Source organism: Pseudomonas sp. R-28-1W-6, assembly GCF_009799925.1.
GTDB lineage: Bacteria > Pseudomonadota > Gammaproteobacteria > Pseudomonadales > Pseudomonadaceae > Aquipseudomonas.
In genome coordinates this window covers 47,612-61,984 of record NZ_WELK01000008.1, presented here as the reverse complement: position 1 = coordinate 61,984, position 14,373 = coordinate 47,612, and the positions used below count along the sequence as shown (strand labels likewise).

Sequence of the window (14,373 nt, the reverse complement as noted above, 5' to 3'; positions counted from 1 at the left end):
TCTATCCAGCTGAGCTATGAGTGCATGTAACGCTTGCACTGCAGACATCCAACAGCAACGCCTACAACACTAAATAATGGCGGAGAAGGGGGGATTCGAACCCCCGACACCCTTTTGAGGTGTACTCCCTTAGCAGGGGAGCGCCTTCGGCCACTCGGCCACCTCTCCGCAACACGGGGCGCATGATAACCATGTTTTCCCCGTTTGCAAAGCCAAAATTTCGAGAAAAATTAGTGGCTTGGTTCGTCGCCTTTCTCTTTCTGGATGCGCTGGTAGATTTCTTCCCGGTGCACGGCCACTTCCTTCGGAGCGTTAACGCCGATGCGCACCTGGTTACCTTTCACTCCTAGCACGGTGACGGTCACTTCATCACCGACCATCAGGGTCTCTCCAACCCGGCGAGTCAGAATCAGCATTCCTTTCTCCTTACGGACCTAGTTCAGGACAACAATCTGCAGAAATAAAATGGTGGCAGCCCCGCGAATATCAAGCCGGAACCTTCACCCAAGTATTGACCAGCATCGACAAAAGGAAAGCCCTCGTCACACCGGTCAAAAAAAGCAAAAGGCGCGGACTAGCCGCGCCTTTTGGACAACGCTTCACTCACCCTGTCGGGCCGGAGCGTCCAGCTCGAAGGCAGTGTGCAATGCGCGCACGGCCAGCTCCAGGTATTTCTCTTCGATCACCACGGAAACCTTGATTTCCGAGGTCGAGATCATCTGGATATTGATGGTTTCCTTGGCCAGCGCCTCGAACATGCGACTGGCAACGCCGGCATGGGAACGCATGCCGACGCCGACGATGGAGACCTTGGCGATATTGGTGTCACCGATCACTTCACGGGCACCCAGCTCACGCGCGGTGCTCTCCAGCACGCTGTAGGCGTTCTGGTAGTCGTTGCGGTGCACGGTGAAGGTGAAATCGGTGGTGTTATCGTGCGCCACATTCTGCACGATCATGTCCACTTCGATATTGGCGGCACTGATCGGGCCGAGGATCTTGAAGGCCACGCCCGGGATATCCGGCACGCCACGGATGGTCAGCTTGGCTTCGTCGCGATTGAAAGCGATGCCGGAGATGATCGGCTGTTCCATGGATTCCTCTTCATCAAGGGTAATGAGGGTGCCCGGACCCTCCTGGAAGCTGTGCAACACGCGCAGCGGGACGTTGTACTTGCCGGCAAATTCCACCGAACGGATCTGCAGCACCTTGGAGCCGAGGCTGGCCATTTCCAGCATTTCCTCGAAGGTGATCTTGGCCAGGCGCTGGGCCTTGGGCACCACGCGCGGATCGGTGGTGTAGACGCCGTCGACGTCGGTATAGATCTGGCATTCGTCGGCCTTCAGCGCCGCCGCCAGGGCCACCCCGGTGGTGTCGGAACCGCCACGACCGAGGGTGGTGATGTTGCCCTGCTCGTCCACCCCCTGAAAACCGGCGACCACCACCACGCGACCGGCCTTGAGATCGGCACGGATACGCTGATCGTCGATCTGCAGGATGCGCGCCTTGGTGTGCGCGCTGTCGGTGAGGATGCGCACCTGATTGCCGGTATAGGACACCGCCGGCACACCGCGCTGGATCAGCGCCATGGCCAGCAGGGCAATGGTCACCTGCTCGCCGGTGGAGACCATCACGTCCAGCTCGCGCGGCACCGGCTGACCATCGCTGACCTGCTTGGCCAGCTCGATCAGGCGGTTGGTTTCGCCACTCATGGCGGACACCACGACGACGATGTCATCGCCACCTTCGCGGAACTTCTTCACCTTGTCGGCCACCTGCTGAATACGCTCGACGGTGCCGACGGAGGTGCCCCCAAATTTCTGTACGATCAAAGCCATGTCAAAAAGCCGCCTGATTCCTCAAGGGCGCCCATTAGACCCGCATCGGGCCACACTGCCAAGGCTTGCCGGACGCGCTGCCAGCCTTGGGTATCGCGGATTTATCGAGCTTAGCCGGCGAAAGCGGCAGCCAGGGCCAAGGCTTCATCCAGCTTGGTGGCATCCACGCCGCCGCCCTGGGCCATGTCCGGCCGACCACCGCCCTTGCCACCGACAACGGCGGCAGCCTGGCGCATCAGGTCGCCGGCCTTGAGCCTGGCGGTCAGATCCTGGGTCACCCCGGCGACCAGCACGACCTTGTCGTCCTGCACGCCGCCGAGCAGGATCACCGCACTGCCCAGCTTGTTCTTCAGTTGATCGACCATGGCCAGCAGGGCCTTGCCATCCAGGCCATCGAGACGCGCAGCCAGCACCTTGATGCCGTTGACCTCGATGGCCGAGCCGGCCAGATCGTTGCCCGCCGCACTGGCGGCCTTGGCCTTGAGCTGCTCCAGCTCCTTCTCCAGCTGACGGTTGCGCTCGAGCAGGCCGGCCAGCTTGTCCAGCACGTTGTCGCGGCTGCCCTTGACCAGGTTCGCCGCCTCCTTCAGCTGCTCTTCCGCGCCGTTCAGCCAGGCCAGCGCCGCGGCGCCGGTGACCCCTTCGATACGCCGCACGCCAGCGGCCACGCCGCCTTCGCTGGTGATCTTGAACAGGCCGATGTCGCCGGTACGCGACACGTGGGTGCCGCCGCACAGCTCGACAGAGAAACCGCCGCCCATGCTCAGCACGCGCACTTCGTCGCCGTATTTCTCGCCGAACAGGGCCATGGCGCCTTTCTGCTTGGCGGTTTCGATGTCGGTTTCCTCGGTCTCGACCGCCGAGTTCTTGCGAATCTCGGCGTTGACCAGCTCCTCCAGGGCCTTCAGCTGTTCGGGCTTGATCGCCTCGAAGTGGCTGAAGTCGAAGCGCAGGCGCTGGCTGTCGACCAGCGAGCCCTTCTGCTGCACGTGCTCGCCGAGGATCTGGCGCAGCGCGGCATGCAGCAGGTGGGTGGCGGAGTGGTTCAGCGCGGTGGCCTGGCGCACCGAGGCGTCGACCGCGGCCTGCAGCTCGGCGCCGAGCTTGATCGCGCCCTGGGCGACGATGGCATGGTGCAGGAAGGCGCCACCGGCCTTGGTGGTGTCACGCACATCGACACGCACGCCGGCGGCGCTGAGGTAACCGCTATCGCCCACCTGGCCGCCAGATTCGGCGTAGAACGGCGTCTGGTCGAGGACGATCACGCCCTCCTCGCCTTCGCCCAGGCTGTCCACCGCCGCGCCGGCCTTGAACAGGGCGACGACCTTGCCGGCACCCTGGGTGCCCGCGTAACCGGTGAATACGGTGTCCACGTCGACCTTGACCAGGCTGTTGTAGTCCAGGCCGAAGGCGCTGGCGGAGCGGGCGCGCTCGCGCTGGGCGTCCATCTCGCGCTCGAAGCCTTCCTCGTCGAGGGTCAGCTCGCGCTCACGGGCGATGTCGCCGGTGAGGTCCATGGGGAAGCCGTAGGTGTCGTACAGCTTGAAGATCACCTCGCCGGGGATGACGCTGCCCTTGAGCTCGGCCAGGTCCTGCTCGAGGATCTTCAGGCCCTGCTCCAGGGTCTTGGCGAACTGCTCTTCCTCGGTTTTCAGCACGCGCTCGATGTGTGCCTGCTGCTGTTTCAGCTCGGGGAAGGCCTCGCCCATCTCGCCGACCAGCGCGGCGACGATCTGGTAGAAGAAGCTACCCTTGGCGCCCAGCTTGTTACCGTGGCGGCAGGCGCGGCGGATGATGCGGCGCAGCACGTAGCCGCGCCCCTCGTTGGACGGGGTCACGCCGTCGGCGATCAGGAAGCCGCAGGAACGGATGTGGTCGGCCACCACTTTCAGCGAAGCCTGGCCTTCGTTGGCGCAGCCGATGGCCTTGGCCGCGGCGTTGAGCAGGCTCTGGAACAGGTCGATCTCGTAGTTCGAGTTGACGTGCTGCAACACGGCGCTGATGCGCTCCAGGCCCATGCCGGTGTCCACGCTCGGCGCCGGCAGCGCGTGCAGCACGCCGTCCGCGGTGCGGTTGAACTGCATGAACACGTTGTTCCAGATCTCGATGTAGCGGTCGCCGTCTTCCTCGGGCGAGCCGGGCGGGCCGCCCCAGATGTGCTCGCCGTGGTCGAAGAAGATCTCGGTGCACGGGCCGCACGGCCCGGTATCGCCCATCGCCCAGAAGTTGTCGGAGGCGTACGGCGCACCCTTGTTGTCGCCGATGCGGATCATCCGCTCGACCGGGATGCCGACTTCCTTATGCCAAATGTCGTAGGCCTCGTCGTCGCTGGCGTAGACGGTGACCCAGAGCTTCTCCTTCGGCAGGTTCAGCCACTTCTCGGAAGTCAGGAACTCCCAGGCGTAGGTGATGGCGTCACGCTTGAAGTAGTCGCCGAAGCTGAAGTTGCCCAGCATCTCGAAGAAGGTGTGGTGGCGGGCGGTGTAGCCGACGTTTTCCAGGTCGTTGTGCTTGCCGCCGGCACGCACGCACTTCTGGCTGGTGGTGGCGCGGGTGTAGGCGCGCTTTTCCAGGCCGAGGAAGCAGTCCTTGAACTGGTTCATCCCGGCGTTGGTGAACAGCAGGGTCGGATCGTTCGCCGGGATCAGCGAGCTGGATGCCACACGGGTGTGCCCCTTCTCTTCGAAGAAGCGGAGGAAGGCTTCACGGATTTCTGCGCTTTTCATGTATTTCTTCCAGGCAAACGACGGCCACGGCAAGCCGGCAAAGGGCCGCATTATATCGGCCCTGCGCGGCAGGCACAGCCTGTTTGCGGGGAAAATGGATAGAAAGCGTCTATTGCACCGCTAGAGGCGGGTCGACAAGGCAGGGCACGCGGTCAGATCGCGGCCGGAACGATCAGAATCCCGGCGCGCAGGCCGTTCTTGACCTTGGGATTGGGGAAGATGATCCGCGCACCCGGCTCCTCCACCAGCCAGCGGGTGCCGGCGATGTCTTCGGCCAGCAGGTAGCCGACCGGCAGCTCGCTGAAGTTTTCCACATCGGCGGGCAGGTGCAGGCGGAACGCATCGCTGTGCTTGATCACCTCGCGGGCCACGCTGAACAGCTGCAGGCCATCGAGCGCACTATCGGCCGGCTCGCTGTTCTCGATGATCAGGCGCAGGCGCCGCTCCAGCGGGTCGAGGTTGACCTGCTGGTTCTGCCCGAACGGCCGCGCCTTGCCCAGTTCCAGGGTGAAGGCCTCGGCATCCAGGTGGGCGTAGGTGTAGGAACTGAAGGTGATGCCGACCTTCTTCTGCAGCAGCACCGCCTCGATCCCCGCCGCGCGCAGGCGGGCCAGTTCGCGGGGCGAATGGGCACGGCCTTCGGCGTAGGGATAGAGGGCGAACTGCTCGATCTTCGAGCCACGAATGGCGGTGTGCAAGTCGTAGTGCAGGCGTGAGCGCCCGGGCTTGCTGAAGAAGGCCGCGGCCAGGTGCTCCAGCTCGTTGGCACGCAAGGCCTCGGGCCCGCTGCTCTGCTCATGGCGCCCGCTGAACAGGCGATTGATGTCCTGCTCGATATAGCGCTCGCCGCGGCGCATGGCCTCCGGGTTGCCAAACAGGAAGAGAATGCGTGCCTGGGGAATCAGCTGGCCGGAGGCTATGCCCTGCAGCAGCCGGTCGAGCAACTCGATCGGCGCCGTTTCATTGCCATGGATGCCGGCCGACAGCAGCAGGTCGAGGCCGCTGTCGGCGCTCACCGACGGCGTCACTTCCAGCGCGCCATTGGCCAGCCAGTGCAGGCGCACGCCCTCGCGGGTCAGTTGAATCTTCTCGGTCGGCTCGCGGCCGGCCAGGGTCAGTTCAAGCAGTTTGCCGAGGGCGAGCATGACAGGCGGCGTCCTTAGTGGTTGCAGTCCGGACCATGCACATGGTCATCGTCTTCGTCGCCGACTTCGGCCGGCTCCATCTCCAGCTGCAGGCTGACCAGGTTGGTGGCCAGCGGGCGCAGCAGCAGGTTGGCGTATTCGGCGTCGCCCTCCTCCACGTCCACGCCGATCAGCAGCTGACCGTTGCCGGCGGTCTGAATCCACACTTCCTTGCCCTGCCAGATCACGGCAAAGCGCGTGCAGGAAGTTTCCAGCTGGGTGCCGTCGGTGTCTTCGAGGATCAGTTGCAGGGCGTCGGACATGGAATAAGTACTCGTTAAGCCAATTGGAAGGGGTAAACCGCGCCCAGTTTAAGGATCTGCGTCAGTTCATCCAATGCCGTGCGGCATTCGATGAGCAATTGCGGATCGGCCAGGTCGCTTTCCGCCAGGCGGTCTCGGTAGTGCTTGCCGACCCAGGTGGTCAGGGTTTCGTACAGGTTCGGGGTCATGATCACGCCTGGATTGACCGCCGCCAGTTCGTTGTCCTTGAGTGCCACGCGCAGGCGCAGGCAAGCCGGGCCACCGCCGTTCTGCATGCTCTGCTTGAGGTCGAACACCCTGACCTCGCGGATCGGGCCGTTGCCGCCGATGAGCTGCTGCAGGTAGTCCCACACGTTGGCGTTGTTGCGGCACTCCTCCGGCACGATCAGCAGCATGTTGCCGTCGGCGCGGGTCAACAGCTGGCTGTTGAACAGGTAGGAGCGCACCGCATCGTCCACCGTCACCGCATCGCGCGGCACACAGACCGCCTGGAAGTTGCCGCCGCGACGAGCGAGCTTGGCGGTCAGTTCGGCCAGCACCCGCTCGGTGTCGAGGAAGGCATCCTGGTGGTAGAACAGCACTTCGCCGTTACCCACCGCGATCACGTCGTTGTGGAACACACCCTGGTCGATCACCGCCGGGTTCTGTTGAGCATAGACCACGCCGTCGTCGCTCAGGCCGTGCAGGCGGGCGATGGCCTGCGAGGCCTCCAGGGTCTGCCGCGCCGGGTAGCGCGCAGGCGCCGGGTAGCGGCTGTCGAAGGCGCTGCGGCCGTAGACGAAGAACTCCACACCGGCATCGCCATAGCCTTTGCAGAAGCGCGTGTGGTTGGCCGCGCCTTCGTCGCCGAACTGGCCGACCGCCGGCAATGCGGCGTGGTGGGCGAAATGCTGCTGGCTGGCGAACATGGCGCCGAGCACGCGGCTGGTGGTCGGGTGCTCGATGCTGCGATGGAACTTGCAGTTGAGGTTGGCCGCGGTGAAATGCACGCGCCCGTCGGCGGTGTCGGCACTGGGGCTGACGGTGCAGGAGTTGGCGGTCCACATGCTGGAAGCCGAGCTCACGGCGGCGAGCAGCGGCATGGCCTCTTTCGCCGCCTGGGCGATCACCTGAGCGTCGGTACCGGCGAAACCCAGGCTGCGTAGGGCGGCGACGTCCTGGCGCTCCTGCGGGGCGAACACGCCCTGCTTGAAGCCCATTTCCATCAGCGCCTTCATCTTGCCCAGGCCCTGCAGCGCGGCTTCCTTCGGGTTGGACGCCGCCTGGCTGTTGCTCTGCGAAGCCACGTTGCCGTAGGACAGGCCGCCGTAGTTGTGGGTCGGGCCGACCAGGCCGTCGAAGTTCATTTCATAGGCGGACATCACAGACTCACTCCCGGGGTCAGGGTGGCGGGCAGGCTCAGGGTTTCACTTTCCAGCGAAGCAACCGGATAGGCGCAGTAATCGGCCGCGTAGTAGGCACTGGCGCGGTGGTTACCGGAGGCGCCGACCCCGCCGAACGGCGCGCTGCTGGCGGCGCCGGTCAGCTGCTTGTTCCAGTTGACGATGCCGGCACGGCTATCGATGAGGAACTGCTGGTAACGCTCGGCCGAATCCGACAGCAGGCCGGCGGCCAGGCCGAACTGGGTGTTGTTGGCCTCGGCGATGGCGCTGTCGAAGTCGCTGTAGCGGATCACCTGCAGCAGCGGGCCGAAGAATTCCTCGTCGATGCGCTCGGCGACGGCGGTGACGTCGATGATGCCCGGGGTCAGCAGCGCGGCGTTCGCCACCGGCTGGATCATCTCCAGCAGCACGCTGGCGCCCTGGTCGATCAGCTGGCGCTGGGCCTTGAGCAGGTGCTCGGCCGCCGCCAGGGAGATCACCGAGCCCATGAAGGGCGCCGGCTGCTCGTCGAAAGCACCGACCTTGATGGTCGAGCTGACTGCCACCAGGCGCGCCAGCAGGGCATCGCCCCACTCGCCCGCCGGCACCAGCAAGCGCCGCGCACAGGTGCAGCGCTGGCCGGCGGAGATAAAGGCGGATTGGATGATGGTGTAGACGGCAGCGTCCAGATCGGCGACCCGATCGACCACCAGCGGATTGTTGCCGCCCATTTCCAGGGCCAGGATCTTGTCCGGACGCCCGGCGAACTGGCTGTGCAGCAGGTTGCCGGTGCGGCTGGAGCCGGTGAAGAACAGGCCGTCGATGCCGGCGCTGGCCGCCAGGGCCACGCCGGTTTCGCGGGCGCCCTGCACCAGATTGAGCACCCCATTCGGCAGGCCGGCTTCGATCCAGCACTTGACCGTCAGCTCGGCGACTTTCGGGGTCAGCTCGCTGGGCTTGAACACCACCGCGTTACCGGCCAGCAGCGCCGGCACGATATGGCCGTTGGGCAGGTGGCCAGGGAAGTTGTAGGGGCCGAACACCGCCACCACGCCATGCGGCTTGTGGCGCAGCACCGCGGTGGCATCGGCCAGCGGGCCGCTCTTGGTGCCGGTGCGCTCGCGGTAGCTCTGCACGGAGATGGCGACCTTGTTGACCATGCTGGTCACTTCGGTGGCGGACTCCCACAGCGGCTTGCCGGTTTCCTCGCCGATGGCGCGGGCCAGCTCGTCGCTGTGCGCCTTGAGGGTGGCGGCGAACTGCTCGAGCACGGCGATGCGCTCTTCCAGCGGGCGCCGGGCCCAGGCCGGGAACGCGGCGCGGGCGGCCTGCACGGCGGCCTCGACCTGTGCGGCGCTGGCGCCATTGCCGGCCCAGATGCTTTCCTGGGTGACCGGATTGAGGGAGGCGAAGGCCTCGCCCTGGCCGGGCTGCCAGCTGCCGGCGATGAAGTGCGTGCTCATTGTTATTTTGTCTCCTTGGCCGACAGGGGCACGGCGCGCACCTGGGCGCCGACCGCGAGTTGCAAGCGCTTGGCGGTCAGGGCATCGACCACCAGGGTGCCGGCGGCGACACGCGCCGGGGCGGCGGTGATGCGACAGTCTTCGCGCTTGCGGTTGTGGATCAGGTACGGCGTGGCCTCATCACCCGGGGTGCCGACGGCCAGCACCAGGGTCTGGCTGTTCTGCACCGCACGGATCTTGTCGGTGGGCACCTCGATGGCCGGGCCGGCGTCGAAGATATCGACATAGCCCTGGTAGGCGAAGCCCTCGCCCTTGAGCATGGCCAGCGCCGGCTCGGTGTCCGGGTGGACACGACCGATGGTGTTGCGCGCATCCTCGGAGAGGAAGCAGGTATAGAGCGGGAACTTGGGCATCAGTTCGGCGATGAAGGCCTTGTTGCCGACGCCGGTGAGGTAGTCGGCCTGGCTGAATTCCATCTTGAAGAAGTGCCGGCCGAGGCTTTCCCAGAACGGCGAGCGGCCGTTGGCGTCGGACATGCCGCGCATCTCGGCGATCACCTTGTCGCCGAACAGCTCGCGGAACTCGGCGATGAACAGGAAGCGCGCCTTCGACAGCAGGCGGCCATTGAGGCCGCTGCGGTGATCGGCATGCAGGAACAGCGAGCACAGCTCGGAGTTGCCGGTCAGGTCGTTGGCCAGGAACAGGGTGGGGATCTCGCGGTGGATCTTCAGCTCCTGCGAGGCACTCACGGTCAGGCCCAGGCGATAGTTGTACCAGGGCTCGCGCAGGCCGACGGCGCCGGCCACGGCGGAGATGCCGACGACCTTGCCGTCGTCGTCCTCGAGCACGAACAGGTAGTCGGCGTCGGCCCGTTCGGCCTCGCCACGGAAGGTCCTCTCGGCCCAGCCGACCCGATGCGCCAGACGCTCCATGTTGGCCGGCAGGGTGGTCAGCCCGGCACCGGTGCTGCGGGCCAGGTCGAACAGCGCCGACAAATCGGTGCTACGGACGGGACGAACGATCATAGATCCTCCGAGTAACGGCACGCCTGCTGCGGCCCGCTACGAGTTGAAATGCAGCCAGGCCAGACAGCTGGCCGCTGATGGTCTTAAACCGCGACCAGCCTGACGCTGGCACCTTCACCGACACCCAGGGCCTCGGCCGCCTCGGCGGACAGGGTCACCGGCTTGCCGGGCGCCCAGTCGAGCTCGGCGACGATGGCGCGGAAATCCTGCAGCTGGCCATTGCTGACCAGGTACGGGCGGCCCACCTTGCCCGGGTCACCGATGCGCACCGGCACCACGCGGCTCTGGGCGATCGAGCGGATGCCCGAGGTGCGTGCATGCAGGGTCGGCCCGCCGTCGAAGATGTCGATGTAATGATCGGTCTCGAAGCCTTCGCGCATGAGGATGTCGAAGCTCACCTGGGCGCGCGGGTGGACCTGACCCATGGCCTCCTGCGCCTCATCCGGCAGCAGCGGCACGTAGATCGGGTAATGCGGCATCAGCTCGGCGAGGAAGGTGCGACTCTTCAGGCCGCACAGGCGCTCGGCCTCGCTGTAGTTGAGGTCGAAGAAGTTGCGCCCCACCGCATCCCAGAACGGCGAGTCGCCGTGTTCGTCGCTGTAGCCGACGATCTCCACCACCACCGCATCGGCGAAACGCTCCGGGTGGCTGGCGACGAACAACAGGCGGGCCCGCGAGTTGAGCTCGGCGCTGGTCGTATCCACCAGTTCCGGCTGCACGTAGAAACTGGTCAGCAGGCTGTTGCCGGTGAGATCGTGGCACAACGAGAGCACATGGATCTTGTTGTGGATCTTCAGCTCGCGCGAGGCGTGCACGAAGGTCTCGTTGCGGAAGCTGTAGAACGGCTCGGAGTAACCGGCCGAGGCGACGATGCCGGAGCAGCCGACCAGGCGGCCGCTGGCGCTGTCCTCGAGGACGAAGAAGTAGCTTTCCTCGCCGTTGAAGCTGACTTCGGCGGCGAACGACGCCTCCGAGGCGGCGATCTTGTCGCTCAGGCGACCGGCATCGTCCGGCAATGAGGTCACACCGACCGGGCTATCCGCAGCCAGACGTTGCACTTCGGCAAGGTCGGACAGTTGCGCGGGGCGCATCACCAGCATGGCCTTCTCCTTTCGACAAAAACGTCTTTCGAATAAAAACTCCAGAAACCTCGACGTCCGTCGCTGGAGAAAGACCGGGCCAGGCCCGATCACGCATGGAATCGCTCATCCTGAGGTGACTCGGGCGGCGCTTCCTGCGCCGCCCGGCGGGCATCAGCCCTGGACCAGCTTGGCCACGGCGCGCTCGAAGCGATCCAGGCCCTCGGTGATGTCGGCGTCCTCGACCACCAGGCTCGGGGCGAAGCGCACCACATCCGGGCTGGCCTGCAGCACCAGCACGCCTTCGGCGGCAGCGGCATCCAGCACGGCCTTGGCCTTGCCCTTCCAGACCTCGCTCAGCACGCAGCCGAGCAGCAGGCCGAGGCCGCGCACTTCGCTGAAAATCCCGTACTGCTCGCCGATCGCCTGCAGGCGCGAGGTGAACTGCCGATGCTTGGCCTTGACCCCGTCCAGCACGGCCTTGGTATTGACCACGTCGATCACCGCCTCGCCCACCGCGCAGGCCAGCGGATTGCCGCCATAGGTGGTGCCGTGGGTGCCGACTGCCAGGTGCTTGGCCAGCTCGTTGGTGGTGAGCATGGCGCCGATCGGGAAGCCGCCACCCAGGCTCTTGGCGCTGGAGAGGATGTCCGGGGTGACGCCGTAGTGCATGTAGGCGAACAGTTCGCCGCTGCGGCCCATGCCGGTCTGCACTTCGTCGAACACCAGCAGCGCGTTGTGCTCGTCGCACAGCTTGCGCGCGCCTTCCAGGTAGGCCTGTTCGGCCGGCAGCACGCCGCCTTCGCCCTGGATCGGCTCCAGCACCACGGCGCAGGTCTTGTCGGAAATCGCCGCCTTCAGCGCGTCCAGATCGTTGTACGGGACATGGGTGATGCCCTCGATCTTCGGCCCGAAACCGTCGGAGTACTTGGGCTGGCCACCGACGCTGACGGTGAACAGGGTGCGGCCGTGGAAGCTGTTGGTGGCGGCGATGATCTCGCACTTCTGCGGGCCGAACTTGTCGTGGGCGACGCGACGGGCCAGCTTGAAGGCGGCCTCGTTGGCTTCGGCGCCGGAGTTGCAGAAGAACACGCGGTCGGCGAAGGTAGCGTCGACCAGCTTGTGCGCCAGGCGCAGGGCCGGCTCGTTGGTGAACACGTTGGAGATATGCCACAGGGTGTTGGCCTGCTCGGTCAGCGCACCGACCAGTGCCGGATGGCAGTGGCCCAGCACGTTGACGGCGATGCCGCCGGCGAAGTCGATCAGCTCTCGGCCGGTCTGATCCCAGACTCGCGACCCCTGACCACGCACCGGGACGAAAGCGGCGGGAGCATAGTTGGGGACCATGAACTGGTCGAAATCGGCGCGTTGCACCGGATCGTGCTGAACGGACATCGGGGCTCTCCTGAATAAGCAGCACCGGCACTGAATGGCAGGTGATGGAAGGATTGTAGGGGCTCATAACTAGGGCGCATTGCCGCCATGCGACAACTTCTTACAGCGGCAACCCGTGGCTTTCCGGGGCTTTCGGCAATGCGACAGAAAGCAGCGGAATTGCGCAGTTTAAACGCTGTCGACGCAAGTCGAGCAGGTTCGGCCGAAATTAGTCCCGACGCCGCGCAGCCCCATCCGTAAAGGCAAGCACCGGGCCGACAGGGTTGTCCCGCAAGCCGCCACAGGCTGGATTACACTCCAGAACGACCCAGGCAAGCGCCAAGGAAACCCCGCAATGACAGCAGCACTGACCGATCTCGGCAAAACCTGGCGTCTCGACCTGGTGGCCGGCCTCACCGCGGCGGCCGTGGTGCTGCCCAAGTCCATGGCCTATGCCACCGTTGCCGGGCTGCCGGTGGCGGTCGGCCTGTATACCGCCTTCGTGCCGATGCTGATCTACGCCCTGCTCGGCAGCTCGCGCGTGCTCAGCGTCAGCTCCACCACCACCCTGGCGATCCTGGCCGGCACCCAGCTTGGCCTGGCGGTGCCGGATGGCGATCCCGACCGGCTGATTGTCGCGGTCGCCACCCTCAGCGCCCTGGTGGGCGTCATGCTCATGCTGGCTTCGGTGCTGCGCCTGGGCTTTATCGCCAACTTCATTTCCACCCCGGTGCTGACCGGCTTCAAGGCCGGCATCGGCCTGGTCATCGTGCTCGACCAGCTGCCCAAGCTGCTGGGCCTGCACCTCGACAAACAGGGCTTCTTCGCCGACCTGCTGCAGCTGTTCACCCTGCTGCCACAGACCTCGCTGCTGACCCTGGCCGTGGCGGCGGCCACCCTGCTGGTACTGGTCGGCATGGAACGCCTGTGGCCGCACTCCCCTGCCCCGCTGGTGGCGGTGGCGGGCAGCATCGCCGCGACCTGGTGGCTCGGCCTGCAGGACCAGGGCGTGGCAATTGTCGGCCTGATTCCCCAGGGCCTGCCGTCCCTGACCCTGCCGGACGCCAGCCTGGCGATGCAGCTGTTGCCAGGAGCACTGGGCATCACCCTGATGAGCTTCACCGAGTCGATTGCCGCCGGCCGCGCCTTTACCGAGGCCGACCAGCCGCCGATCAACGCCAACCGCGAACTGCTGGCGACCGGCGCGGCCAATCTGGGCGGCGCCCTGTTCGGCGCCATGCCGGCGGGCGGCGGCACCTCGCAGACCGCCGTGGTCAAGGCTGCCGGCGGGCGCTCGCAGATGGCCTCGCTGGCAACCGTCGCCACCGCCGCAGCCACCATGCTGCTGCTCGCGCCGCTGCTCGGCCTACTGCCGCACGCCACCCTGGCGGCCGTGGTGATCGTCTACTCCGTCGGCCTGATCCAGCCCGGCGAATTCCGCTCGATCCTGCAGGTGCGCAGCATGGAGTTCCGCTGGGCCTGCATCGCCTGTATCGGCGTGCTGCTGTTCGGCACGCTGCAGGGCATTGTGGTGGCCATCGTGGTGTCGCTGATCGGCCTCGCCAGCCAGACCGCCAAACCCCACGTCTATGTCCTCGGCCGCAAGCGCGGCACCGATGTGCTGCGCCCGCTCTCGGCCGAGCACCCGGACGACGAGACCTTCGACGGCCTGCTGCTGGTGCGCCCGGAAGGCCGCCTGTTCTTCGTCAACGCCCAGCAGGTGGCCGACCAGATCAAGGCACTGCTGGCCCGGCACAAACCCAGGGTACTGACCCTGGACCTCAGCCGGGTGACGGACATCGAGTACTCCGCCTTCAAGATGCTGCTGGAGGCCGAGCGACAGACCGCCCAGCAGGGCATCAGCCTGTGGCTGGCCGGCCTGAACCCGGACGTGCTGAAGATGGTCCGGCATGCCGGCCTGGCGGACCAGCTCGGCCGCGAGCGCCTGCTGTTCAACGCCCGCCGGGCCATCGAGCAGTACCAGGAGCAACAGGCCGCGGCCGCGCGGAGCTGAGCAACGCCGGCCGCACAAACGACAACGCCGCCGTTCCCATGCGGAA

General features: G+C 65.8%; 11 protein-coding genes and 2 tRNA genes (1 of these 13 running past the window's edge). 1 reads left to right on the top strand and 12 read right to left on the bottom strand.

The window, feature by feature from the left end:
- The 12 genes from F3I62_RS20245 to F3I62_RS14795 all read right to left on the bottom strand — a co-directional run.
- Positions 1–24 (bottom strand) — tRNA-Arg (locus F3I62_RS20245); it reaches 153 nt to the left of the window's first position.
- Positions 25–77: 53 nt separating this feature from the next.
- A tRNA-Ser gene (locus F3I62_RS14845) sits at positions 78–168 on the bottom strand.
- 62 nt (positions 169–230) lie between these two features.
- Complete coding sequence (gene csrA / locus F3I62_RS14840) at positions 231–416, bottom strand: carbon storage regulator CsrA (RefSeq protein ID WP_069517029.1); 186 nt, start codon at positions 414–416, stop codon at positions 231–233.
- Positions 417–599: 183 nt separating this feature from the next.
- On the bottom strand, positions 600–1,838 hold the full coding sequence (locus F3I62_RS14835) for an aspartate kinase (protein WP_160490417.1): 1,239 nt from the start codon (positions 1,836–1,838) through the stop codon (positions 600–602).
- Positions 1,839–1,948: 110 nt separating this feature from the next.
- On the bottom strand, positions 1,949–4,564 hold the full coding sequence (gene alaS / locus F3I62_RS14830; protein WP_160490416.1) for an alanine--tRNA ligase: 2,616 nt from the start codon (positions 4,562–4,564) through the stop codon (positions 1,949–1,951).
- Between the two features lie 152 nt (positions 4,565–4,716).
- Complete coding sequence (astE, locus tag F3I62_RS14825; RefSeq protein ID WP_160490415.1) at positions 4,717–5,709, bottom strand: succinylglutamate desuccinylase; 993 nt, start codon at positions 5,707–5,709, stop codon at positions 4,717–4,719.
- 14 nt (positions 5,710–5,723) lie between these two features.
- A complete protein-coding gene (locus tag F3I62_RS14820; protein WP_160490414.1) occupies positions 5,724–6,011 on the bottom strand; it encodes a topoisomerase II in 288 nt (95 codons plus the stop codon).
- A gap of 14 nt (positions 6,012–6,025) precedes the next feature.
- A complete protein-coding gene (astB, locus tag F3I62_RS14815; RefSeq protein WP_160490413.1) occupies positions 6,026–7,372 on the bottom strand; it encodes an N-succinylarginine dihydrolase in 1,347 nt (448 codons plus the stop codon).
- Positions 7,372–8,835 (bottom strand): succinylglutamate-semialdehyde dehydrogenase, encoded by a 1,464-nt coding sequence (gene astD / locus F3I62_RS14810; protein WP_160490412.1) that lies wholly within the window; start codon positions 8,833–8,835, stop codon positions 7,372–7,374. Before astD ends, astB begins: the two co-directional genes overlap by 1 nt.
- A 2-nt stretch (positions 8,836–8,837) precedes the next feature.
- Positions 8,838–9,860: an arginine N-succinyltransferase gene (gene astA, locus F3I62_RS14805; RefSeq protein WP_160490411.1), complete on the bottom strand. Its 1,023-nt coding sequence runs from the start codon at positions 9,858–9,860 to the stop codon at positions 8,838–8,840.
- A gap of 83 nt (positions 9,861–9,943) precedes the next feature.
- Entirely contained in the window at positions 9,944–10,960 is a 1,017-nt protein-coding gene (aruF, locus tag F3I62_RS14800; RefSeq protein WP_160490410.1) for an arginine/ornithine succinyltransferase subunit alpha, read from the bottom strand.
- 153 nt (positions 10,961–11,113) lie between these two features.
- Positions 11,114–12,334 carry an aspartate aminotransferase family protein gene (locus F3I62_RS14795; RefSeq protein ID WP_160490409.1) on the bottom strand — a complete coding sequence of 407 codons (1,221 nt, stop codon included), beginning with the start codon at positions 12,332–12,334 and terminating at the stop codon, positions 11,114–11,116.
- A gap of 334 nt (positions 12,335–12,668) precedes the next feature.
- Between F3I62_RS14795 and F3I62_RS14790 the strand changes: the two genes are divergently transcribed.
- The gene (locus F3I62_RS14790) at positions 12,669–14,327 is read left to right on the top strand and encodes a SulP family inorganic anion transporter (RefSeq protein ID WP_160490408.1); all 1,659 of its coding nucleotides are present in this window, start codon (positions 12,669–12,671) and stop codon (positions 14,325–14,327) included.
- Positions 14,328–14,373: the final 46 nt, after the last annotated feature.

Bases quoted from the DNA above. Each gene is read 5' to 3' on its own strand.
- F3I62_RS14790 (WP_160490408.1), top strand. From the start codon at position 12,669: ATGACAGCAGCACTGACCGATCTCGGCAAAACCTGGCGTCTCGACCTG.
- alaS (WP_160490416.1), bottom strand. From the start codon at position 4,564: ATGAAAAGCGCAGAAATCCGTGAAGCCTTCCTCCGCTTCTTCGAAGAG.
- astA (WP_160490411.1), bottom strand. From the start codon at position 9,860: ATGATCGTTCGTCCCGTCCGTAGCACCGATTTGTCGGCGCTGTTCGAC.
- F3I62_RS14835 (WP_160490417.1), bottom strand. From the start codon at position 1,838: ATGGCTTTGATCGTACAGAAATTTGGGGGCACCTCCGTCGGCACCGTC.
- astE (WP_160490415.1), bottom strand. From the start codon at position 5,709: ATGCTCGCCCTCGGCAAACTGCTTGAACTGACCCTGGCCGGCCGCGAG.
- astB (WP_160490413.1), bottom strand. From the start codon at position 7,372: ATGTCCGCCTATGAAATGAACTTCGACGGCCTGGTCGGCCCGACCCAC.
- astD (WP_160490412.1), bottom strand. From the start codon at position 8,835: ATGAGCACGCACTTCATCGCCGGCAGCTGGCAGCCCGGCCAGGGCGAG.
- aruF (WP_160490410.1), bottom strand. From the start codon at position 10,960: ATGCTGGTGATGCGCCCCGCGCAACTGTCCGACCTTGCCGAAGTGCAA.
- F3I62_RS14820 (WP_160490414.1), bottom strand. From the start codon at position 6,011: ATGTCCGACGCCCTGCAACTGATCCTCGAAGACACCGACGGCACCCAG.
- F3I62_RS14795 (WP_160490409.1), bottom strand. From the start codon at position 12,334: ATGTCCGTTCAGCACGATCCGGTGCAACGCGCCGATTTCGACCAGTTC.
- csrA (WP_069517029.1), bottom strand. From the start codon at position 416: ATGCTGATTCTGACTCGCCGGGTTGGAGAGACCCTGATGGTCGGTGAT.